This window comes from Lactobacillus sp. UMNPBX16 (assembly GCF_002553775.1).
GTDB lineage: Bacteria > Bacillota > Bacilli > Lactobacillales > Lactobacillaceae > Lactobacillus > Lactobacillus crispatus.
In genome coordinates, this window is sequence record NZ_PCYU01000003.1 from 39,957 (window position 1) to 64,072 (window position 24,116).

Here is a 24,116-nt window from a genome sequence, read left to right on the forward strand (position 1 = left end):
ATACTATTACTGATAGGGGGATTTAATATGTTTGGCAAAAAGAAAGATCAAGATTCGGAACTTTCACCAGATATTATGGATTTTAAAAATGCACTTGAAGAGGTACGTTTTACACCTGAGGTTGAGCATGATGTAGAATTAATTAAAATGTTTGATGAAGCAATCGACAAGGCGGAAAAAGGTGAAGCTGTTCAAACTATTTATGCCAGACTAAGCTATCAAATTACTCAGTATATTCAGACACACCATTTTAGAGCGCCAAAGCCAGTTAGTGAATTTATTCATGGAAGTACAGGAAGTGTGACAACGGGATTAACTTCGATTCCAGTTTCTTGGAATACAGTACACTAATGTGTGTTAAAATGCATTTGCAAGTCACAAAAGATAAATTAAGCAACTTGCAATTATCATTTTTTATAAAGAGGTAGTGTTTAAAATGAAATTTCAAAAATTAGTAACGAGTGCATTATTAGTAGCTGGTACTGCTAGTGTATTAGCTGTTGCACCTGTATCAGTAAATGCTGCAACTATTCCTGCATCTGCAGTTAAAAATAAAGCTAGTTTAACCAAAGAAGGTTACGTTATGCGTATCCTTAACGACAAAGATGCAACCCCAATCTATGTCGGCAAAGCTAATTATAATAAGTTGTTCAAAAATGTAACTCTTGCTAAAGGTGCTAAGACCATCAGTCCTAAAAATGTACAAAAGATCAAGTTTAGAGTAGAAAAGGTACTTGATGTTAAAGGGCGCGTCGCTGGTGCTCCGGCATACTTAGTTGCATCAAAAGATAAGAAGTATTCTAGTTGGACTACTCAAGCTTTCTTGCAATACTACTACCTAAACAGCAAGTCTATGCAAGGTGTGACTAAGCCACTCAAGCGAATTGCTAATAGATTAAATACCAGCCTGAAAAAGGCAAACAATAAACGTGACTTTAACGCTGCAATGAAAGCTGCTAAGAAGTTACGTGGCAGTCAAAGAGATTTTGTTTTACGTTCATTGAATCAACTTAAGAAGGATGGTTCCATGAATGTAGAAGGAAAGAACTTGTTATTATTTGGCTTGTAAAATTAAGATATTACGTAGTAAAGCTCAGCGAATGACTGAGCTTTATTTTTCTAAAAAATAATTTTTATGCATAAGAAAAGATTAGTTATTAGCAGTATATTTGTGCTTCTTATCATTGCTGGAATAGGGATAATATTTTTTAGCAAGAATTATGGGCAAAGTAATACTGTGGTTCGAGTTCAAACTGTAAATATTAATTCTAAAGCTAAAAAGATTGCTAACTATGACGTGCTTGCAATTGGAAAAACACGTGAGTCTCATAGTACGGGTGATTTTAGTACGGCAGAAAGAATCAAGGTTAGTCCAAATATTTTTGACACGTATACTAAGAAAAATCAAATTCATTTAAGACTATTGAAAGAAGTGCCATTATATAATCAAAAGAAACACAAAGTTGATGATGCTAATTATTGGAAAATGATAAACAGCATTACTAAAAATGTGCACGCTGATATTTATAAATTGACATTGTTTAAGGCACATAGCTCTTATTATGCTTATGTGCAAATTAATCAGTGGATTTTAGATGCAGGTACTCTTTATGAATATAATCCTAAGTCGAACATTTTAAGAAAATTGTGTGATTTTGATGGAAAAGAAGTCATAAATATTAGCCATTAATCCATGATAAAGCTCAGCGAATTACTGAGCTTTATTTTTTTGTGAACGGTAGTCGGCAAACAGTATAATAAACTTATACCAAAAACATTGAAGTGGATTATATTTAGAAAAGAAGATGGAAAATGGCTAAAAAGTTACGCCACGCTTGGTATTAGCGATTTTGTCGGCAGGGATGCTCTCATTTTTAGGAATATTGGATGAAACAGCCACGACAGTTACTTTTCCAACGTTAATTAAAGAATTTTCGATTACCACTGATCAAGTTCAGTGGGTAAACACACTAGTCTTATTGGTAATTGCGACTATCGTACCGATTAGTTCACAGATTAGATTAAGAATTTCGACTAAGAAAATTTTTATTCTAGGAGTTCTTTTGTTTACTTTGGGGCTAATCATCGATATTTTATCACCGCGCTTTGATTTATTGTTATTAGGACGGGCAATGCAAGGAGTCGGCACGGGGATTGGCTTACCGTTAATGTACAATATTATCTTGGCTGAAGTACCTAAAGAAAAACTAGGCTTTATGATGGGAATCGGCACTATGATTACTGCCTGTGCCGTTGCCTTAGGGCCAGTTTTTGGCGGAATGATTACCGATGCACTTAATTGGCGCTGGATCTTCATTATTTCGCTATTTTTAATGAAAAACGCCCGGAAATTCCCCGTATTTTAATGCGGGGATGGATAGGGCCAAGCTGACCTAATGGTCAGCTTTTTTTATTAAAAAATGAAGACATATGTTCGATTTTCCTGTAAAATATAAATATCTAATCTACAGAAGGAGGTGAAACACATGAAGAGAATGAGCAGTTTAGCCTACCATTTTGGCTTGAAAGTACGCTTTTATCCTAGTTCTAAACAAAAGAAAATCATCAAGCTAAATTATGATGCTCAGCGTTTTGTCTACAACTCTTATGTAGGACGTAATCGGAACAATTATCGGGCTAAGGGCTACTTAGCTGTTAGACAATATCAAGTAATGCCTTTTCTGTTCTTAATAATTATGAGACTAAGCTAGCAGAAGAAGTAGTCGCCGATAATGAGTTATTGGCTAAGCCAAAGAACATTCGCGATGCCTATAGCTTTTTACGCGTTAAAGAAATTGACAGTCTCGCTATTGCCAATGCGATTCAAAACTATCAGAAAGCTTGGAACAACTATCGCAAGCTTGGTCATGGAATTCCGACTTTTCACAAAAAACGTAGTGATTGGTCATATCAGACCAACTGTCAGTATCCTAAACAGACAGAAGCCTTTCTTGATAACGGGACAGCTAGATTTATTGATGCTAAGCACGTTAAATTGCCTAAGCTAGGCGTTGTCCGCATTGCCAGCTTTAGAAAATTGATTAAAGAGCGTTTGCTTAATCATATCCCAACTAGAATTGGCACAGTCACGATTAAAAAGACCGCTGACGACCAGTTTTACTTATCAATGCAACTAGGCAGCGATATTGCCTTTGTTAAGGAATTGCCTAAGACGCAGAGTCAAATTGGCATCGACCTCAATCTTGATAATTTCTTAACAGCATCTAACGGAGCAATGGTGGCTAATCCACGATTTTATCGCAAAACCAAAAAGAAGCTTGCCCATGCCCAACGTGTCTTGTCTCGCAGGCAGCGCAGAGCTAAGAAAGAGGGACGCAATTTGCGCTTAGCCAAGAATTATCAAAAACAGCGTCTAGCAGTCGCTAAACTGCACGATAAGATTCGCAGACAGCGAAATGACTTCTTGCAAGTACTCTCAACTGCACTAATCAAAAACCACGATTTAGTAGTTGCCGAGGAATTAAGAAGCAAGAACCTGTTAAAGAATCATGCCTTGTCTCAAGCTATTTCTGATGTTGGCTGGCGCAGTTTTCTGAACATGCTGGCATATAAGGCAGACCTATATGGCAAAGAGTTCAAAACAATTGATCCTAAGTACACCACCCAAAGATGCCATCAATGTGGCAGTATTATGGGACAAAACGGTTATAAGAAATTAACGCTTAAGGATCGAGAATGGACTTGTCCAATCTGTCAAACGCATCATATCCGTGATTGGAATGCGGCAGTAAACATCTTAGAAAAAGGCTTAGGCAACTGGCAGAATTCTAAAATAAAAAAAGCAGCCTAAGCTAGGCTGCAGTCCGCTAGCAACTCGCGGACTCAAAAGGCTTTGGTAATTAGACGACCTCTATCGGCAATAGTCAAAAGATTATTGTTGGTAAGTCAAGTCCGTATCTAAGCAAGTTGGTGTTCTGGTTAGCGCAAGCTAACGAGCCAGCCACCAAGCCCCAGAATTTATTCTGGGGTAGTTGACTTATCTTGAGTCTATTTACGGGAAGCTATTCAATTCGGCAGATTAATCCGCTTGAAAAAGTGAAGTTCAAGTATGTGCAATGGCTATCTTTGGCTATTGGGCTGGTCTGTTTAATGCTGGGCTTTACGCGGATTGCTAAATATTCATTTTTCTCAATCCGAGTTTGGGGCTTCTTAATCTTAGGAATTATTAGTTTATTAATTTGGCTCAAAATATCTTGGTCCGATACAGCAGCATTGATTAGTCCGCAACTGTTTAAAAATTTACGTTTTAGCATGCAGTTAATAGCTTATTGCTTTGCCAAAATTGCGATGCTAGCTTTGGGTTTTATCTTTCCAATCTGTGTCTAAGCTGTCAATTATGGTTCCGTTTCATTAGCCGGTGGGGTTACTTTTCCCGGTGCGGTAATTAATGCGTTAATGGCGGCCTTAGCGGGCAAGCTGCTTGATAAAAAAGGCGCGCGGTTGCCGATTATTATAGGAATAATTGCTAGTTTGACTAGTTTAATTTTGATGAATGTTTTGGCACCATTAAGCAATCTTGCCATTGTATTGTTATATGTTCTTTATTATAGCGGATACGGGATGTGCTTTGGCAGTTTAATGACTAACGGTTTGATTACTTTAGGTAAAGCTAGCCACGCACAAGGTAATGCGATTTTTAATACGCTGCAACAGTTTTCAGGTGCACTGGGGACTGCTTTAGCTGGGACTTTGATTGCGCTAGCGCAGAATAATCATGTAGGTAATGGTACAGCAGTCGGTTCTAAATGGACCTTTATGATATTACTAATTTTGATAATTATTAATTTATTCTTGGCTCTTGTGTTTGTACCGAAGAAGAGATAAAAGAAAGTTCAGCGAAAGCTGAATTTTTTATTTGAAGACATATTGGCATAAAACTTAAGATACTTGCTTAATGTAAAGTGTATTAAGAGAATATGATTTTTGGAGTGCTTTTTTGTAATTTTAAGATCTAAAGAGATCTAAAATTAGACATAAGATCTAAAGAGATCTAAAATTAAAAAACAACAACTAAAATAATGAAAACAGGTGAACATCAATCATGTCTGAAATAATGAATCCATTTGACCCTAACTTTGGCAAAGTTCCCAAAATATATTTAGGGCGACAAAAAATAGTAGAAGATATAGTAAGATCACTTGAAAGTGGCACTGGACCTTATCAAACGTCAATGATCTATGGGATGCGCGGGGTTGGCAAAACTTCATTACTTGCTGATATTACTTCAACTTTAGAAAAGAAAAATAATTGGATCGTTATTTACTTAGCCATGACGAGCGATTTGCTTGCTACGCTCATTCAAAGTATATATCAGGAAGCGGCAAATCCAGTAAAAAAGGCGTTGAACAATATTGATGGGGTAAAGTTTTCGGCCTTTGGTTTTGAACTGGAAATCCACGTGTCAAATCCTCAGTCTACTTATCAAGTGTTACTTGAAGAAATGTTAAAAGTTTTGAAGAGTCATGGTCAATCTTTATTAATTGCAATAGATGAGGTTAAAGAAACTCCTGAAATTGTTAATTTAGCTTCTATTTACCAAATAATGGTATTAAAGAAATATCCTATTAATATTATGATGACAGGTTTGCCTAAAAATGTTTCTGAGTTGCAAAACAATGATGTCTTAACTTTTCTGTTAAGAAGTGGTCGTGTACCATTAGGGCCACTTGATCTTTTTGATATTAAATATCGTTATCAAAAAGCGTTTGAAAGAGGAAATAAAGAGATCGATAATAGTACTTTAATGAAAATGACTAAGTTGACTAAAGGTTATGCTTATGCATTTCAGGACTTAGGTTATTATGTCTGGCAAAATTCTGCTGATAAGGTAACAGACCAAAGCATAGAGAAATCTATTTCATCGTTTAAAAATGATCTATTTCGTAATGCATACACTAAAATTATTTCTGAACTATCACCGATAGATAGAAAGTTTTTATCTATTATGGCGCATAACCCTAAAAATATTGTGAACATAAGTGATATTCGTCACCAAATGAAAAAGAGTCCAAATTATGTTTCGCAATATCGTCAACGCTTAATTGATAGTCAAGTAATTGTTGATGCAGGATATGGTAAAGTGGCATTTTCACTGCCGTTTATGAAAGATTTTCTGTTAGAAGCAGAGGAATTATACGAAATTGATGATTAATGCTGGACTAGATTTTTAGTTTTCAGCCACCAAACATGTAAAAAGTAAGCGGAGGTAAATGACAAAATCCAAGTTAATAACCAAGTGCCAAAGAAGGTTAGGAAGGGATGAAATGTGGCATGATATTGCATGTTTAATCCTCTCCAAACAAGTTGGTTCCAAAAGACATTGGATAGATATGCGCGATAAGCATAAGTAGCCAAGAAGTGGAATACTTTTAAACTGGTTTGTGATTTTTTCTTAACTTGATGTAAACAAAATGCGGATACAAGTGCAATAACGGCTAAGCAATAAAGTGTCATTGATGGTTTATAGTATGGCGCATTATTAAAGTTGATGGGATGGCCAAATTTTTGCAGTTCGATGTTAGTCCAGATAAAGCATACAGCAAATAGAAAAACAATTAACCACCAGTATTTTGTTACTAGCTGATTATAATAGCTACGTAGTTGCCAAGCTAATACGCCGTAAACTCCATAAATGAAGAACGAAATAAATATTCGGTCGAGTAAGTACCAATCGTGCTCGTGAATACCATGAAAAACGTAGTAGTCATAAAAATAAAGCCAAGCAAAGTAGAGTATAAAAGTGAGTACTGCAATCCAAATCCCACGTTTTAAATCATGATCCACATAACGGCTGAGCCACCAAAATAGCGGCATCAAAATGATAAATTGCAGCATCATCGTGTTGTACCACAGGTGCGGTGCTGCATTGCCATTGATAAATTGCCAGCATAACGAAGCAAAATTATGAAAATAATTTACTTGTTGTAGCCATGGCATCCCTAACAAGTAAATTAGCATCCACCAAATAGTCGGTACAAATAAGTTGGACCAATTACTCTGCATATGTTTTTGATATGAAAAACTGCCCTGTTCATCATTAGTCCGAATCGTGGTATATAGAATGCCAAAAATAAAGGCTGGTGCTGTATATTTGACTAAGTTGTAAAATATCCCAAAAATATCTTGCGTATGTGTAGGCTGTCCTATGCCCATGATCATCGCCATAATCGGCTGTGCCATCACTGCCGTACAAGCAAATACTTTCAAATAATCGCCGATATCAGCAATTTGGTAAGTTTTGAACTGATATTTTTTCATGAATTTTTCTCCCACTACTTCTTATTGTGCCATTTTTGAAAATTAGTAGAAAGTACATGCTAAAATTAACTTAACAATTTATTGGATGGAGTAAAAATGACAGTAGAAAAAATCACTCAAAACGCGTTAAAAGCTTTGCTTTATGAAGTTGTCACTAATCCTAAACCTGGTCTGGTTGATCCTGTAGACGTAGGATCTCACCTTGATATGAATGTTTATCTTTTTATCGATAGCAGTTTGAGTTTGGAAAAATATTTTAAACAGTCAGCTCAAATTGGTATTGATTTCCTGAGAAAAGATTTGCGCCAAATGTTTAATCAACTTCGTCAAGCTGGTATTGAAGCTGAAAAGGCAATGTTTCAAGCAACCAAAAATGTGAATACGCATAAGGGAGCAATTTTTTCGCTGGGATTGTTTGTATGTGCTAGTGCTTATTGTGAAAAAAATGGCGAGGATGAGTTCACTGTAATTCAAGCAATGACTCAAGGATTAGTTGAGCGTGATTTAGGGCAAAAACAGGAAACTGCTGGTGAAAAGCAATTTTTGCAATATGGCAAAGGTGGCGTAAGAGCAGAGGCTGAAGCAGGGTATCCTTTAGTGAGGGATGTAGCATTGCCGTTTTTGTCTCAAACAACGGGCGATTTGAATGTGCGTTTGTTAGATACTTTGATGAAAATTGTCAGTGAGATTGAGGACTCAAATTTGATCAAAAGAGCCGGTAATATTGAAGTAATTACCTGGGCACATGAGCAGGCTAAAAAATATTTGGATTTAGGCGGTTATGGCACTGTAGATGGTAAAAATTTTATGCAAAAACTGAATTTGATTTTTAAAGAAAAGAATTATAGTCTTGGTGGTAGTGCAGATTTGTTGATTGTTACTATTTTTATGGCGCTACAACGTGGAGTTATATAGCAGGGGGGTCTAGCTTGGGCTAGGCTGTTTTTTGCATTGAGATTTAAAAGGAAAAATAGAATTCAATATTTTGCTTGAGGCTTAATTAGAGTAACAAAAAATGCTTATCTGATTTTGATAAGCATTTTTATATTTTCTTATAATCCAAATGCAATTTTGTATAATAATGCACCACAGATTCCACCTGCAATTGGTGCAACCACTGGTACCCAACTGTAATCCCAGTGGGCTGAACCTTTGTGTGGCAAAGGACATAAAGCATAAACAATTCTTGGACCTAGATCTCTAGCTGGATTCAAAGCTGGTCCAGTTGGCCCACCAACTGCCATAACTAAAGCAGTAATTAAGAAACCAACCCCGATGTTAGCAATGTCTTCAGATTGCTTGAAGAACATGCCACGATATAAACCAACTGCGATGAAAAGCAAAATAGCAGTGCCAAAGAATTCGGTAATAAAACCGTTGAACTTACTGTTAGCTGAATCACCAGTCGCAAAACTGGCAAAAACAGCATCATCACTAGTGGTTCTGCCAATGTAAGGCCAGTAGATGGCTACTAAGATTAGTTGTCCCACGATGGCACCAAGCATTTGTACCAAGATGTAAGGCATTACTTGATCCCATGGGAAGACGCCTGAACAAGCCTGAGCTAAGGTAACAGCAGGGTTTAAGTGGTTCCCTGAAATTGAACCAAAGAGCATGGCTGGGAGCATTACTCCAAACCCAAAACCGAAGGCGATCAAGAGCCACCCACCATTGGCTTGACCGTCACGGCTATTACCACCGGTATCACGTAGTACAGAATTGGCAACTGATCCGTTACCTAAAACAACTAAAATAATCGTACCGAAAAATTCGGCAAAATACTTCATTAACCAAGTATGTTCCATAATAGATACTTTCTTCTCCTCTAGTAGAAAAAATAAGTGAAAAATAGTACAACCACAAATTATACTCTTAACTCGAAAAATAGATATAGTTTTTTGTAAAAAAGCAAGAAAATAGCATTAAAAAACACTAACTTTTAAATAGTTTTAAATTAATTAAAAAGATTTACTATTTGGTTGCAATCATCACAATTTTCTAATTATCCAGCAACTCAATAAATTAGACCGTTCCAAATATGAACATTATTTAACAAGCCCTAGATAATGCCAAATCTACTTTTGACAAATAAATGCATAATCATTATATTAATTTCACAAATTTGGTATATAGCTTTATATATACTTAATATATAACTTTAAGCGCTTTCAAAATATTGTGGTATTATACAGTTGTTCACAATTAATATGCATAAAAGGAAAGAGAGTAGCAGTTAATGAGAACAATATATTTGGTGCGACATGGGCAAACTTTGTTCAATGTGCATCATAAAATACAAGGTACTTGTGATTCTCCTCTGACGGAATTAGGGAAAGCGCAGGCGACAGCGGTGCGGAAATATTTTTTGCAAAAAGAAATTAGTTTTGATGCCGCATTTTGCTCAAAGCAGGAAAGGGCAAGCGATACTTTAGAAATTATAACTGATAATCAATTGTCTTATACGCGACTGCGTGACCTGCATGAAAAATCTCATGGTGAATATGAAGGACAAGATGAATTCATGTTGCCATGGCGACGTGGCTTTAGCCGTATTAATGCCGCAATGGAGCCGGATCAACATGTTGAAGAAAGAATGGAACGAGCGATCACTAAAATCATTGATTCAACCCATGCCAACGATACAATTTTGATTGTTGGACATGGGACGGCTTTTAGGTTATTTACGCAGCGAGTAAATCCAACTTTTAAAGAATATGATAATTGCGGGATAGTAAAAATGTCTGCTGTTGATAATAACTTGAAATATTTAAGTTATGTAGCACCCGCTAAAGATGTGGTTTTAAATAAAGCAGCTAAAAATGAAATGTTAGTTGTGCGTTAACGAAAAGAGAACAAGCATGAATAGAGATAATTATATTTTGTGGTTTGATCAATTGCATCGCGATGATGTTGATTTAGTCGGTGGTAAGTCATCCTCATTAGGTGAGCTGACTTCTGAAACGAATGTCCCGGTTCCGTATGGTTTTGCGACTACTGCCATAGCTTACCGCCACTTTATGAATTATTCTGATTTAAATCAAAAAATTGATAAATTATTGGCCACTTTAACTGATCCAGAAGATTCTGAGCAATTGCATCGAATTTGCACCAAAATTAGAAAATTAATTATAGAAGCGCCGATGCCAAATGATTTAGCCTTAGAAATTAGCTGTGCTTACGATAGCTTAGCCCAAAAGATGCACCAAAATGAGCCATTCGTTGCTGTACGTTCTAGTGCAACTGCCGAAGACCTGCCTGATGCTAGTTTTGCTGGCGAACAAGATACTTATTTAAATATTCATGGTCGTGAGAATGTTTTGAAAAAGGTGCAAGAATGTTACGCTTCTCTTTTCACCGACCGGGCAACTTATTACCGAATTAAACAAAACTTTCCACAAGAAAAAGTTGCTTTATCAGCTGCGATTCAAATGATGGCCTTTTCTAAAGCAGCTGGTGTGATGTTTACGGTCAATGTAGCAACTGGTGATGACACTAAGGTTATGATTGAGGCCTCTTGGGGACTAGGCGAATACGTGGTGTCTGGAACTGTTACACCTGATAACTATGTAGTTGATAAAAATACGATGAAGATTGTACACAAAATGGTGACTAAAAAGCCAATTGAGTTGATCAGATTGCCATCGGGAGGAACAATTGAACAAAAGGTAGCACCAGATCAAGTGAATGAGCCTGCTTTGACTGATGCGCAAATCATTGAATTAGCTGGTTATGCTAAAGAAATTGAAAAACATTATGGCTGCTACATGGATATGGAGTGGTCACTTGATCAAAATGATAAGTTGTGGTTAGTTCAAGCACGCCCAGAAACTGTTTGGTCACAAAAGAAAAAGCAGGAGAAAACCGATGCACCACAAGAAGCAACTACAGAACACCGAGTATTGTTAAAAGGCTTGCCAGCTTCACCTGGTTTTGTCTCAGGCAAGGTACATATTATTGATGATCCAAAAGATATCAATGAATTTAAGCAGGGCGAGGTTTTGGTCACTCTAATGACGTCGCCTGATTGGGTGCCAGCAATGAAAAAGGCGGCCGCAATTATTACCAATAATGGTGGAATGACCTGTCATGCTGCAATTGTATCACGTGAAATGCAGATACCTTGTTTAGTTGGAACAACTAGCCGTGGACAAGCTGCTACGAAAACTTTGAAAAACGGCGAGACTGTCACCGTCGATGCTAAAAATGGTGTAGTTTATGCTGGAGTTGTTAAAGACGCGGTTAAAAAAGTCGATGAAAAGCCAGCTGAGCCTGCTGCAGTTGAATATTTCCCACCAACTGCAACCAGAGTTATGATGAACTTAGGAGATCCTGATCTTGCTGAAAAATATGCATCTTTGCCAGCTGATGGGATTGGTTTAATGCGCGAAGAATTTTTATGGACGACTTATATTCACCAGCATCCCCTTTATTTGATTGAAACTGGTCATCCAGAGAGGGTAGTTAACGAGCTAGCTAATGGAATCGGTAAAGTCGCGCGGGCAATGGCACCACGGCCAGTAGTTTTACGTTTTTCAGACTTTAAGTCTGGCGAATATCGCAACTTAAAGGGCGGCGACAAATATGAGCCGCATGAACCAGCAGACCTATTAGGCTGGCGCGGTGCTTCTAGATATTATGATCCAAAATATATTAATGCTTTTAAATTGGAACTTGAAGCGGTAAAAAAGGTGCGCGATGAGTTCGGATTAAAGAATTTACATGTGATGATTCCATTTTGCCGAACAGTGGATGAAGCGCGCAAAGTGACGGAAATCATGCGGACACAAGGTTTAGTTAGAAGCGCAGACTTCAAGGTTTACATGATGGCTGAAATTCCAGCTAATATTATTTTGGCGGACCAGTTCAATCAATTTATTGATGGTTATTCAATTGGTTCAAATGACCTAACGATGCTTTTACTGGGGTGCGATCGGAATAATGATGTGATTGCTGATCTTTTTGATGAAAGAAATCTTGCCGTCAAAAGGGCGATTAGACACTTGATAAAGGTTGCTCATCAAGATGGTAAGACGGTTTCGATTTGTGGTCAAGCACCATCAGAATATCCAGAATTTACTGAATTTTTAGTCAGAAGTGGCATTGATTTTGTATCAGTTAACCCTGACATGGTGAAGGCGACTAAGCTAAATGTAGCTCATTATGAGCAGAGGATCCTCCTTGATCATGCAACTGGCTTAGGTAAAAAGGATCCAAATGAATATAATTGGTAAAATTTATAATTTGATGAAAAGTCTTTGATTGCAGTATTGCAGTCAAAGGCTTTTTTAGAGTTCAATTTTGTTTTTGGGCAATTTTACATTTAATTTAGTAAAAGAGTAAGGTTGAACTAATGAAATTTCGTAAGCATCTAAGGCTAATCTCTCACTGGCAAAATCAGGGTTATATAAAGGATCGCCTACAATAGGACTTCCTAAAGAGGCAAGGTGAACGCGAATCTGGTGTGTACGACCAGTTTCAAGCGTCAATTTGACAATCGCAGTATTGTCATCATTTTTTTGTAAAACTTGATAATGAGTAACTGCTCTTAATCCAGTAGGATCGATTTTGCGTTTGCGTTGATCAAGTGGATCGTGACCAATTGGGGCATTAATCGTACCTCTTTCAGCTAAGTGATCAGCATTGATAACTTTAGCTAAATAATCGCGGTGAAAAATTTTGCTGGTTAATTCACGATTTAAAATAGGTACAACTGCAGGATTTTTAGCAATTAAAAGTAAACCACCAGTTAACATATCTAATCGATGAACAATATAGGGACTCTGACCAAGATAAGTAGTACAATCGTTCAGAGCAGTATTAGTTTCATTTAGATTAGGGTGCGTTTTTTGCCCTTTTTTCTTATTAATAATTAAAAGATTATCATCTTCATAGATAACATCGGGCATCTTACCGCTTGGTGCATAAGCCTGTTGATCACTTTCAACATGATCCAAGTTAATTTCAATTTTATCACCAGGTAAAATGTTTTGATTAAAATAGCGATAGTTGCCGTTAACTAAAATATTTTGTTCAATTCGCAAAAAATGACGCCACTTGCGAGGGATTAAAAGTTGACGTAGTACTTCATTGACAGATGCCGGAGCAAGATTTTCTGGGTAAAAAAGTGTAAAATGGAAACTCATAATAATTTCTTAAGTCTAATCTAGTTATAAACACGTGTTTTGATAGTATGGTACAATTTTCTTGTTTCTAAAAAGGAGCAATATTTAATGAATAACGACCAACCAAGAAGAGGTGGCTTTAAAGATGCTTGGCATCGATTTGATAGTCGCTTCTTTATCGGACGCTGGATTATTTTAATCCTGCTCACATTGATGCTCTTAACTTGTACCTATTATACAATTAAAGTTAAGACATCAAACATAGCTAATTTGAAGGCCTCGCTTTCAACCACAACTACAATCTATGACTACAAGGGTAAAAAAGCAGGTTCTTTATACTCGCAAAAAGGATCATTTGTGGAATATGACCAGATTTCGCCTAATATTCAAAATGCCGTAATTTCGACTGAAGATCGGACTTTTTGGAAGAACCCAGGTTTTAGTATTAAAGGCATGGCGCGAGCTGCTTTAAGTTTAGTGATTCATCACGGTCAAGTAACGGGTGGTGGTTCGACCTTAACTCAGCAGTTAGCCAAGAACTCGCTTTTGACCCAGCAGCAGACTTTTTCAAGAAAATTGGAAGAACTCTTTTTTGCAATTGAAATTAACCATGTTTACTCCAAAAAAGATATTTTAACGATGTACTTGAATAATGCTTACTTTGGTAACGGAGTTTGGGGCGTGCAAGATGCAAGTCGTCGCTATTTTGGCAAAAACGCAAGTGAACTTAATCCGAGTGAAGCCGCAACTTTAGCTGGAATTTTACGAAATCCTAGTTTTTATAATCCGGTTGATCACATGTCGAATGCTTTAGCAAGACGAAATTTAATCTTAAACTTGATGGTGGATAATAATAAGTTGACAGCGGCTCAAGCTAAAATGTATCAAAAGCAAGGATTAACTTTGCGGAATACTTTTCAAAATAAAAACGGCTATCGCTATCCTTACTTCTTTGATGCTGTAGTTGACGAGGCAATCTCTAAATATGGCTTAACTGAAGAACAAGTCATGAATAAGGGGCTTAAAATTTATACTACTTTAAATCAAAATTATCAGGGTAAATTGCAGGATACTTTTGAGCAAAGCTGGCTTTTCCCACAAAATGGTAGTGATGGAACTGAAAGCCAAGGCGCTAGCGTGGCAATGGACCCAAGTACTGGTGCTGTTCGGGCAATCATCGGTGGTCGCGGTAAGCACGTCTTCCGGGGTTACAATCGTGCAACGCAGATGAAGCGGCAGCCAGGGTCATCAATCAAGCCGTTGGCAGTATATGCCCCAGCTTTACAAAATGGCTATCACTATGACTCGCAACTATCGAACAAGTTGCAGAAATTTGGTAAAAATGGCTATGAACCGCATAATGTGGACAATGGCTATTCTAATACAATTCCAATGTATGAAGCTTTAGAACAAAGTAAAAATGTGCCAGCTGTTTGGCTATTGGATAAGATTGGTGTAAGTAAAGGCGTGCAATCTGTTGAAAACTTTGGAATTAAGGTACCAAAGAGTGACCGTAATTTAGCGCTTGCCTTAGGTGGATTATCTTCAGGTGTTTCGCCAATTCAGATGGCACGTGCATATTCAGCTTTTGCCAACAAGGGTAATTTGCCTAATAATTCTTTCTTTATTACCAAAATTACTGATGCTTCGGGTAACGTTTTAGCCGAAAATAATAATCCAAGCAGCCACCGCGTTATTTCTGAAAATACTGCTAAAGAAATGACGACTATGATGCTCGGCGTTTTCACTAATGGTACAGGACGCTCTGCTCAGCCAAATGGCTTCCGTGTAGCTGGGAAGACTGGGTCAACTGAAGTACCTAACTCATATGGATTTGGTACCAAGGACCAGTGGATCGTCGGTTATACGCCTGACATTGTACTTGCTACCTGGGTTGGTTTTGACCACACTAACAAGCAACACTACATGCAGGGCATTTCTGAAACAGGAATTACGCGTTTATATAAGGCTGAGATGGAAGGAATTTTGCCGTACACCGCGCAAACTGAATTCACGGAGAAGGCACCTAACCAGATTGTGAAGAATAATGGTTCTAATGATGACTGGACTAATGGATTAGGTGAAAAAATTCAAGATGGACTCGGTTCTGCAGGACAGAAAATCAATGAATGGTATAATAGCCTTAAAGGCTTATTTGGCCAATAAAATTTAGGAGGACTAGATGGTTAACATTTACGATGCTGCTAACAAGTTAGCAGAAGATTTGACTCAAACTGATCAATACAAGAAGTTGCAAGAAGCAATTAAAGCTGTTGAAGATGATAAGGATGCTTCAGCTTTATTCAAAAAGATGGATGAATTGCAAAATAAGATCATGCAAGCACAACAAGCTGGTCAACCACTTTCAGCTGAAGATCAACAAGCTTACAAGGACTTAAATGATCAAGTTCAAAAGAATGATAAAATTGTTTCGCTTCTTACGAATGAACAGGGTTTGTACGATTTGCTTGGTGAAGTACAAAAAGCTTACACTAAGCCAATTAATGATCTTTATGAAGATCTTAGAAATTAATATTCGCGATGAAATTTATTCACTTTGCGGATGCGCACTTAGATAGTCCATTTCGTGGGCTATCTTTTTTGCCATCTGAGGAATTTAACCATATCTATCAGGCAGCTGATCAGTCGCTAAAAAGAATTGTCGACCTAGCATTAGCTGAAAAAGTTGATTTAGTTTTAATAGCAGGGGATACCTTTGATAGCAGTCAGCCGTCACCACGGGCTCAGTTGTTTTTTGCTGAGCAAGTGAAGAGATTAACTGATGCACAAATTCAGGTAGTGATGATTTTTGGTAATCATGACCACATGAAGCAAGAAGATCTGCTAGTTAGTCCCAGTCCTTACTTTAAATTGTTAGGCAATAGTGAAACAGTAGAGCAAGCTACTTTTACTACGGATGCGGGTTTTAACTATGACGTAATCGGCTTTTCATATCTGAATAACCATATCACTGAGGATAAAATCCCAGAATTTCCAGCAAAAGGAAAAAATTATACTTTTGGTTTAATGCATGCTCAAGAGAAATCAGCTACTGCTAGTCAGAATGTGTATGCACCGTTTACAGTTGATGAGTTGCAAAACTTGAATTATGACTATTTTGCTTTGGGTCATATTCATGCGAGAAATAATTTAAGTAGTACGCCATGGATCGTTTATCCAGGTAACATTCAAGGTCGCCACATTAATGAGATGGGGGCTAAGGGATGCTATCTAGGTGAGATTGATGAAAATAGTGGTAAGACTACTATTGATTTTAAAGAAACAGGGCCAATTTTATGGCAAGGGACAAAAATTAATCTTGAAGGAGCTATCAGTAAAGCTGACTTACAAGCAAAAATTATTGCCAAGCTTGAATCTGGACAAAAAACGTACTTTAGTTTGACGATTGCTGGTGCGCAATATTTGAGTACCGAAGAACGCGATTTGGTTCAGGATCCTGATTTTTGGCAAACTATTTCTCAATCGCTGCCATTTGCTTCTCAGTTAGTTGATGTGCGCTTTGTTGTGAATACTAGTTTAAAGTTAAATGACAATGACCAACAAGCCTTCCAAGCTGCCAAAGAAGAGTTATTTGCACCAGCTGAATTCAAGCAAATTGTTAGTGACTGGCAAAAAAAGGATCCAGAAGCTGCTAAATTAGCGGCTGATCCAGACTTTATTGCGGCGGTTAAGAATCTAACAGAAGTAAAACTAATGAGTAAATTGAAAGGAATTAAGGATGAGACTGAAACAAATTAAGATTATTAACTTTGGGCAGTTCTCGAATAAAACCTTCGATTTGCCTAGTGATCAAATTAATGTTTTCTTTGGTGCCAATGAAGCTGGTAAAAGTACAACGGTAGCTTTTATTAAACAGATCTTATTTGGCTTTCATTTGAGAAGTAACTCTTCACCGTTTTTTGAAGATTATACGCCGCTAGCTCATGTTAGTCCGATGGGCGGTAATTTAGTTTTTACTGCAGCTGATGGTGAATACGAACTTGAGCGACTCTATGCTAAAGGTGACAAGACTAAAAAGGGAATTTTAACCGTCAAAAAAGATGGTCAAGTTGTACCTGAGAGTGTATTTTTTGATCAGATTCAAAATATTGATGGCTCTTTTTACGCTGATAGTTTTATTTTTAACCAAGAAATGCTGGGTCAGGTTAACAGTTTAAGTCAAGAGGATTTGCTTGAGCGAATTTATTACTTGGGAGCAGCAGATTCTAGCAAGTTGCTGGAAATGCGCGACGACTTTGCTAAAGAAGCAGGTAAGCTTTTTAAAAAGACAGGTAAAAAGCCCGAAGTAAACCGTCTGCTTAAGGAAATGACTGATCAACGTGATAAATTAGCGCAGACTAAAAATGAGTTTAATGATTATGAACAGCTGCACCAAGATTTTGTACAAAAAAGAGCGGCATTAAACAGACAAAAACAAGATCTGGCTGTTTTACAAAAACAAGAACAAGATTTGCATGATTTGCAAAAAGAAATGGGCAATTATCAGACGCTGCTTGATTTGCAAAAACAGGTCAAGGATGTCGACTTTAATGGTCAAAATTATCAAAAAGCCCAAGATATTATGGCTCAGGGACGTAATTTGCAAAAGACGATTCAATCGGTAGAAGCGCAGTTGCAGGACCTGGGTGAAAACGATCAATCTGATTTTACGCTAGAGAAGAAGCTAATCCAGCAGAAGCCTCAACTCTTGCAGTGGCAAGCGGAATATCGTAATTGTTTGCAAAAGGCTGACCAATTGAAGCAGGAGAAAGAGCAACTATTAGCTTTGACACCTGAATTAAAAAATCTACTCAAGTTGACACCAGAGCAAATTGAACAAATGCAGGCAGACTATCAAGCTTTGCCAGGTGCTGTCAATGAGCCTGCTTATGTAACTACTAATGACAAGCTTTGGTATGTTATCGGTGCAGTGTTAGCGGCATTAGGTGTAGTTCTTTTGGTAGCGTTGGGTACAGTTGGTGTAATTGCATTAATTACTGGACTAATTTTCCTAGCAGCAGGATACTTAAAAAATAGTAACCAAAATAAGCAAAATGCGGCAGTATTAGAAAAGCAAAAGCTGGTTGCTCAAAAACGCCAAGCTTTCCAAACAAAATATGGATTGAATCCTGATACGCTAAACTTAAATAGCTTACTAACTAATCTGAATCAATATCAAATCAAAAAGAATGCCGCACAGACTAATAATAAGCAAGTAACTGTTTTGAATCAGAATGTGGCTCAACTGGCCTCAAGTGTCCAAAATGCATTGAAGCAACCGATTGATAATGACTTTAGTCAAGTTTTGAATGGTTTGGACGAACTTGAGACACAAATTAGTGAAAAACAAGAATTGTTTCAAAGAAAATCCAGCTTAACTGCATCACTAAAGCAGGATAAGCAAGATTTGAAAGAATTGGGTCTGAAATTACAGGCACTTTTTGCCCAAGTTAATGTGGAAAATATGGCAGGTTACGATCAGCTTTATCAAGATTCACTTAATCAGGCTAAACTGAAGACGCAGATTGCGGCCTTGAAGGAATCGTTAGGCGATGATCTTCAACAGCTGCAAACGCAGACAAATTCAACCGAATTAGCAGATAAATTAACGGCTTTGACTGAACAAATTAGTACTAAGAATGCAGAAATTAATGAACTTCAGAGTCAAGTTGCTCAGTTGCAAGTGCAGTTAGACAATTTAGCTGATTCTACTGCGGTGTTTAAGGCTAAGCAGGATCTGGCTAATACAGAAACCAATTTTGTCCAGAGCAGTAAAGAATACTTGGCTAACTTGTTTGCGGCAAGGTGGATCAGTCGCTCGCTTGACTTGGCATCTAATGAACGGTTCCCCAAGATGCTTAAGGCGGCTCAGGAATACTTAGCTTTGCTAACGGGCGGCAGATATGTTGGGATTAATTTAGATAAGAAGCTAACAGTAGTCAGAAGTGATGGTAAAAAGCGCGAAGTAAAATACTTGTCACGGGGGACTGCTGAGCAATTATACTTTGCCTTGAAGTTAGCTTTTATTGAGCAGATCAAGGATGAAATTAATTTGCCAATCTTGATTGATGATTCGTTTGTAAACTTTGATGATCAGCGAGTCAGCTATATCGATCAGTTATTGCAAAAGATTAGCGAAAACAATCAAGTTTTAATTTTCACAGCTCAAAAGAATTTAGTTGATCAGCTTGGGATTGAGCCATTAACTTTTACGAAAGGAACACAGGATGCTTAAGAGATTGTTAGATTACAACGATGGAGAAGAAATGGACATTGTTGTTTTGATTAAAAACTCACAGTTGCGTCATAATAAAAAGAATAAGTTGTTTTTAGCGATGCAATTCAGTGATGGCTCAGGCGAGATTCGCGGTAATTACTGGGATGCTAACAATCAAGATGCAGCAACTTTTTCAACTGGGACAATCGTTGAGTTGAATGGCAAAAGAGAAGAATATCAGGGTCGCCCCCAGATTAGGATCTATTCTCTGCGCGTGGTCGGTCCACAAGAAGGCTATGAATTAGATCAATTTATTAAATCAGCGCCGGAACCAGTTAATGAGATGGAAGCTGAAATTAATAAATTTGTGATGCAGATTGATAATCCTACCTGGACAAAAATTGTGAAGTATTTACTTCAAAAATGGCATGATCGTTTTTATGATCATCCTGCTGGTAAAAGCAACCACCATGCGGTCCGCGGAGGTTTAGCTTTTCATACTTTATCAATGCTTAAGGATGCCAAAGGTTTGGCTGATAATTATGAGCAAGTGAATAGATCGCTACTTTATGCGGGATGCATTTTGCATGATATGGGAAAAGTACTGGAACTTTCAGGTCCTGCCGCAACTCAATACACGACTGAAGGCAATTTGGTTGGGCATCTGGTTTTAATTGATGAACAAATTATGCTGGCCGCTCAGGATATGAAGATGAATCTGGAGTCGGAAGATTTACTCTTATTGCGGCATATGGTGCTTAGTCACCATGGCCGCTTTGAATATGGTTCACCCAAATTGCCGGCATTGCTAGAAGCGGAATTATTGCACCGAATTGATGATTTAGATGCTGCAGTTTATGCAGTAACGAATGCCCTGCAGCATACGCCTAAAGGCGAGTTCACCGAGCCACTACTGAGTCAAGATGGCAAGCGATATTATCGACCGATGCACGATTCAGCGCTAGATAACGCAAAACATTTAGAATAAGAAATAAGCATCACTGCAGTTGATTTGCAGAGATGCTTATTTTGTTGAAAAATTGAACTAGAGTTTTATTATAATTTCATAGTATAATAAATCTAATTTATAGGGGAGTAAAAAGGATGGATATTGCTGAAATTACTAAAATGATTGAGGCGGTTAAACAAATAATAGAAAAGAATGATTACATTGATTTGCCGCTATTTCAGAATTCTAGTCAATTAAGGTTAAAAGGAAATAATTATAATTTTATACTTGATTTGAATAGAAAAGGACATAGACGTCCTAAATGTACTTTTCAATTAAGGGAAAAGAGAAATAAGGAACAGCCATTAGTTAGAGTAGATATTATTGGACGTCCTCATCAAAATCCTGTTGGAGACTTTAAATGGTCAAATAAAGTCATTCCTTGTCCTCATTTGCATAGAGCGGATTTTCCAAAATATGGTACACATGTAGCTGTACCACTTTTGGAAAAGAACGAAAATTTTCAATTGAGTCAGAATGATTTAAATAACTTGTGTGAATGCTTGAAGAAGACATTAAAGTTTTTGAATGTTGATAATATAAATTCATATAATTTTCGAGAACAGGAAAGTTTATTTTAAAGAAAGGGGGGAGAACAGTTAAATATGTTTGATGTAGAGAAAATGAAGAAAATATATTTTGACTGGATAGATAAAAAGATTCAATTTGTCCCTTCTAAAAATCAGGATTATATGACTATCACTACACCTTTTTTAGATATGTACAATGATTATATAGAATTAGTGATTGCACAAGGAAATACATCAAAATATATAATTAGTGATGATGGGTATACTATTAATGAGTTAGGGTTATTAGATATTAATTTAAACAGAAAATCTAAACGTAGGAACTACTTTCAATCGATTTTGATTAATTTTGGTGTGAAAAATCAGAATAATGAATTAATAATTGAATTTGATGACTTAGCCCAATTTCCAGATGCACAAAATAGGTTAACTCAATGTATGTTGCAAGCTTTTGATTTATTACAGACTTCTAAAAATAGTGTTATTAAGTATTTTAAAGAAGATGTAACAAATTATTTTATTGATAATAATATTCCAGTAGGAGAAGATTTGAGTTTACTAGGAAAAAGCGGACGGAATTCTAAGTTTGATATTGTGGTTGGACGTACAAGAAAAAAACCGCAACAAGCTATTAAGGTGGTGAATACGCCTATTAATTCTAATATAGCTAACCCTTTATTTAGAATTATTGATGTACGAGAAAGCCAACCTAAAACAGAATTTTCAGTTATTGCGAACAATATTAATAGTCCTGTTTCTAGTGATTTTAAGTCTGCCTTTAAGAACTATAATATTCCTGTTTATTCTTGGTCAGAAAGAGAGCAATGGCTTTCCAAATTTAAATTGGCAATGTGATAGTTGATTAAAGGTGTTGAGCTGAAATTGTAAATAATATTAGTTCTAGCATTAGGCAATATGGAACATTTAGAATAAGAAATAAGCATTACTGCAGTTGATTTGCAGGGATGCTTATTTTGTTTTGGTGAAAAATTGTGTCAATAATTTTTTGAACAAAGTTATTGACAAATTAGCTGAAGAATAATAACATGTTTATACAATTGAAAAGCAGAGATGTTTTTGGATAGATTAGAGACTTGTCTCCTTTCTATTTTTTTATTGATAAAAAGTTCAAGAGGTATACATTGATTTCCTCTTGGACTTTTTTGATGCATTGAATTGCTAAAGATGTTATAAAAATTAGGGTAGGGAATAAAAATGAAAGCATCAAAAAAATTAATTTTAGTATCGGCAGCTACGATAATGTTGACTGTACCTGTTTTAGCAAATAATCATTTGTCTAATCCAGTTGCTGCCGCAAGTCAAGATAATACACAAACTACTAAATTAACGTTCTATATTAACCACAATGCCTATGTTTACAATCATCAAGGTAAGCGTACCAAGAGCAAGATTAAGAAGGGAAAGTTACTAAAGGTGACTATATTGAAGCCTAAGGCAATTACTAACCCAAATCAAAGCAGGTATTTCTTCAATAATGTATTAGCTGGCAAGTATTTTTCGTTACCGACAGTAAGCATCAAGAAGACAGACTTTGTTAATATTGGCAAAAATAAATATATTAAGCCAGGCAACATTGGTAGAATCTCGCCAGGAAAATATCAATATGCGGATCTGTCAACTAAGGAAATTAAGGTAATTACCAAAAAGACTGCTCCAGTAACTAATCAAATAGGGATGCCAATTGCTGCTCCAATTAAGAAGGGAACTAAGCTTACAGTTGATCAGAACTATTATCATAATGTTGACGGCGCTGATGATTATTTGAGTAGTCTGGAATATTATCGGATTAAAGGTACTGATAAGTGGGTCAACCTACCTGATATCAAAAAGTCAACTCGGATTATGCCAAATAATTTTGCATTAGCTGCATCTACTGAAGATAATTATGTCATTGCCGGTAACTCAACGTATCTCTATAATATTGACGGTGAAATCGTTGATAAGAGTTATTTATTGATTCCAGATGTTAATGTTGGCGTTGATCGAGCTCTTTATATTTGGAACAAGCAAACTAAACAAGCTGATCTATATTATCATCTTACGGCTAACAAAAAATTGGTCTGGGTTCCAGCTCTTGATGGAACAGGCAAGACTGGTACTACGATTACCAGCAACGGCTCATATGCTCACCAAACTAAAGATACAGCAAATACTTTTGTTAAAGCTAGTGATGTGACAAGTCAAAATCCAGTTGCATTAAAAGTTGATAATACACCAAGCGAAGCACAAGCAGATGCAAGTCAGGCCACTTCTAGTGACTATGGTGAGTTGCAAGCCTTAGTTGATCGAGCAGGTCAAATTAAAAAATCGACTTTATATCGTTTGACTGAAAAAGCACAGCAAGAAAGATATGATTTGGCCGTTGATAACGCACAAAAGTTATTGACTAACAAGAATACTTCTATTGCGGCAGTTAAGCAGGCTAGTTGGCAAATTAAATACGATCAAAGTAAATTAGACGGACAAAAAGTTTGGGTTAAAAAGATGAATAAACTAACTAAGGCAGAAAAGTCTTGGGTAGTTTCATTGGCTAATTGTGATATCCATGGTGATTTACAAAAAGAATATGCTGGCTTTTATAAAGGTAAAATTGCGGTAGTGACTTATAATAAAAAGACTTTCAAGAGTTTCAACAAGTTTAAAAATATATATGTAATTGTATTTCTTAAGTGTTATAAAGTGTGCTATAATCTCGCTACAAGGTGGTGAGATCTTTTTATGTCTAGAATTATGTATTTAAAAGAAGCTGCTGCCTATCTTGGCAAAGCGCCGTTCACTCTTCAAAGCTGGGATCGAGCTGGGAAATTAAAAGCTCATCGAACAGCTAACAACAGACGATTTTACTATCAATCAGAGCTTGATCAGTATTTAGGCCTTGATCATAACGAGCCCATTGATAAACGCAAAATTGTGGCTTACGCGCGGGTATCTTCCAATGG

General features: G+C 36.8%; 21 protein-coding genes and 2 pseudogenes. 20 read left to right on the top strand and 3 right to left on the bottom strand.

Annotation, left to right across the window (positions count from 1 at the left end; genetic code table 11):
- The first annotated feature begins 27 nt into the window (after nucleotides 1-27).
- The 8 genes and pseudogenes from CP367_RS00675 (at nucleotide 28) to CP367_RS00705 (ending at nucleotide 6,172) form a co-directional block, all read left to right on the top strand.
- Nucleotides 28-351 (top strand): bacteriocin immunity protein, encoded by a 324-nt coding sequence (locus CP367_RS00675; RefSeq protein ID WP_005723493.1) that lies wholly within the window; start codon nucleotides 28-30, stop codon nucleotides 349-351.
- Between the two features lie 85 nt (nucleotides 352-436).
- On the top strand, nucleotides 437-1,069 hold the full coding sequence (locus CP367_RS00680) for a hypothetical protein (protein WP_089146097.1): 633 nt from the start codon (nucleotides 437-439) through the stop codon (nucleotides 1,067-1,069).
- A gap of 66 nt (nucleotides 1,070-1,135) precedes the next feature.
- A complete protein-coding gene (locus CP367_RS00685) occupies nucleotides 1,136-1,690 on the top strand; it encodes a hypothetical protein (protein WP_089146098.1) in 555 nt (184 codons plus the stop codon).
- A 145-nt stretch (nucleotides 1,691-1,835) separates the two neighbouring features.
- Nucleotides 1,836-2,366, top strand: a complete 531-nt coding sequence (locus tag CP367_RS00690) for an MFS transporter (protein WP_005726493.1) — start codon at nucleotides 1,836-1,838, stop codon at nucleotides 2,364-2,366.
- Nucleotides 2,367-2,486: 120 nt separating this feature from the next.
- Nucleotides 2,487-3,811 (top strand): annotated as a pseudogene (locus tag CP367_RS00695) (RNA-guided endonuclease InsQ/TnpB family protein).
- 191 nt (nucleotides 3,812-4,002) lie between these two features.
- Nucleotides 4,003-4,347 carry an MFS transporter gene (locus CP367_RS10910; RefSeq protein ID WP_233186505.1) on the top strand — a complete coding sequence of 115 codons (345 nt, stop codon included), beginning with the start codon at nucleotides 4,003-4,005 and terminating at the stop codon, nucleotides 4,345-4,347.
- Between the two features lie 30 nt (nucleotides 4,348-4,377).
- Nucleotides 4,378-4,845: pseudogene (locus CP367_RS10915) on the top strand (MFS transporter); the annotation flags it as partial.
- 217 nt (nucleotides 4,846-5,062) lie between these two features.
- Nucleotides 5,063-6,172 carry an ATP-binding protein gene (locus tag CP367_RS00705; RefSeq protein WP_005726484.1) on the top strand — a complete coding sequence of 370 codons (1,110 nt, stop codon included), beginning with the start codon at nucleotides 5,063-5,065 and terminating at the stop codon, nucleotides 6,170-6,172.
- Here the strand turns inward: CP367_RS00705 and CP367_RS00710 are convergent.
- Entirely contained in the window at nucleotides 6,169-7,278 is a 1,110-nt protein-coding gene (locus CP367_RS00710; protein ID WP_005726482.1) for an acyltransferase family protein, read from the bottom strand. The genes CP367_RS00705 and CP367_RS00710 overlap by 4 nt on opposite strands.
- A 96-nt stretch (nucleotides 7,279-7,374) precedes the next feature.
- Here CP367_RS00710 and CP367_RS00715 point away from each other — a divergent pair, with 96 nt between their 5' ends.
- Nucleotides 7,375-8,193, top strand: coding sequence for a triphosphoribosyl-dephospho-CoA synthase (locus CP367_RS00715; RefSeq protein WP_005723485.1), 819 nt, complete (start codon nucleotides 7,375-7,377; stop codon nucleotides 8,191-8,193).
- Nucleotides 8,194-8,330: 137 nt separating this feature from the next.
- Here the strand turns inward: CP367_RS00715 and CP367_RS00720 are convergent, their stop codons facing one another.
- The gene (locus CP367_RS00720) at nucleotides 8,331-9,083 is read right to left on the bottom strand and encodes an MIP/aquaporin family protein (protein ID WP_054832836.1); all 753 of its coding nucleotides are present in this window, start codon (nucleotides 9,081-9,083) and stop codon (nucleotides 8,331-8,333) included.
- 431 nt (nucleotides 9,084-9,514) lie between these two features.
- Here CP367_RS00720 and CP367_RS00725 point away from each other — a divergent pair, with 431 nt between their 5' ends.
- A complete protein-coding gene (locus tag CP367_RS00725) occupies nucleotides 9,515-10,120 on the top strand; it encodes a histidine phosphatase family protein (protein WP_089146099.1) in 606 nt (201 codons plus the stop codon).
- Nucleotides 10,121-10,136: 16 nt separating this feature from the next.
- Nucleotides 10,137-12,509 (top strand): phosphoenolpyruvate synthase, encoded by a 2,373-nt coding sequence (gene ppsA / locus CP367_RS00730; RefSeq protein ID WP_080543677.1) that lies wholly within the window; start codon nucleotides 10,137-10,139, stop codon nucleotides 12,507-12,509.
- Nucleotides 12,510-12,563: 54 nt separating this feature from the next.
- Here ppsA and CP367_RS00735 read toward each other — a convergent pair whose 3' ends face one another.
- Nucleotides 12,564-13,421 carry an RluA family pseudouridine synthase gene (locus CP367_RS00735; RefSeq protein ID WP_005718094.1) on the bottom strand — a complete coding sequence of 286 codons (858 nt, stop codon included), beginning with the start codon at nucleotides 13,419-13,421 and terminating at the stop codon, nucleotides 12,564-12,566.
- A gap of 87 nt (nucleotides 13,422-13,508) precedes the next feature.
- On the opposite strand from CP367_RS00735, the gene CP367_RS00740 reads away from it, so the two are divergent.
- From CP367_RS00740 to CP367_RS00780, 9 genes are all read left to right on the top strand, one after another.
- Nucleotides 13,509-15,566, top strand: a complete 2,058-nt coding sequence (locus CP367_RS00740; RefSeq protein ID WP_057726724.1) for a PBP1A family penicillin-binding protein — start codon at nucleotides 13,509-13,511, stop codon at nucleotides 15,564-15,566.
- A gap of 16 nt (nucleotides 15,567-15,582) precedes the next feature.
- Complete coding sequence (locus CP367_RS00745) at nucleotides 15,583-15,933, top strand: YlbF family regulator (protein WP_005718098.1); 351 nt, start codon at nucleotides 15,583-15,585, stop codon at nucleotides 15,931-15,933.
- An 8-nt stretch (nucleotides 15,934-15,941) separates the two neighbouring features.
- A complete protein-coding gene (locus CP367_RS00750) occupies nucleotides 15,942-17,159 on the top strand; it encodes a DNA repair exonuclease (protein WP_068813806.1) in 1,218 nt (405 codons plus the stop codon).
- A complete protein-coding gene (locus tag CP367_RS00755; protein WP_089146100.1) occupies nucleotides 17,140-19,635 on the top strand; it encodes an AAA family ATPase in 2,496 nt (831 codons plus the stop codon). The genes CP367_RS00750 and CP367_RS00755 overlap by 20 nt, the downstream gene beginning before the upstream one ends.
- On the top strand, nucleotides 19,628-20,605 hold the full coding sequence (locus CP367_RS00760) for a 3'-5' exoribonuclease YhaM family protein (protein WP_013086708.1): 978 nt from the start codon (nucleotides 19,628-19,630) through the stop codon (nucleotides 20,603-20,605). The genes CP367_RS00755 and CP367_RS00760 overlap by 8 nt, the downstream gene beginning before the upstream one ends.
- Before the next feature lie 116 nt (nucleotides 20,606-20,721).
- The gene (locus CP367_RS00765; protein WP_060462899.1) at nucleotides 20,722-21,207 is read left to right on the top strand and encodes a hypothetical protein; all 486 of its coding nucleotides are present in this window, start codon (nucleotides 20,722-20,724) and stop codon (nucleotides 21,205-21,207) included.
- 24 nt (nucleotides 21,208-21,231) lie between these two features.
- Nucleotides 21,232-22,011: a DUF1828 domain-containing protein gene (locus CP367_RS00770; protein ID WP_089143113.1), complete on the top strand. Its 780-nt coding sequence runs from the start codon at nucleotides 21,232-21,234 to the stop codon at nucleotides 22,009-22,011.
- 360 nt (nucleotides 22,012-22,371) lie between these two features.
- On the top strand, nucleotides 22,372-23,886 hold the full coding sequence (locus CP367_RS00775; protein WP_233186507.1) for an SLAP domain-containing protein: 1,515 nt from the start codon (nucleotides 22,372-22,374) through the stop codon (nucleotides 23,884-23,886).
- Nucleotides 23,887-23,895: 9 nt separating this feature from the next.
- Nucleotides 23,896-24,116, top strand: a 221-nt coding sequence (locus CP367_RS00780; RefSeq protein WP_143439086.1) for a helix-turn-helix domain-containing protein, incomplete at its 3' end; no start/stop codon positions are given.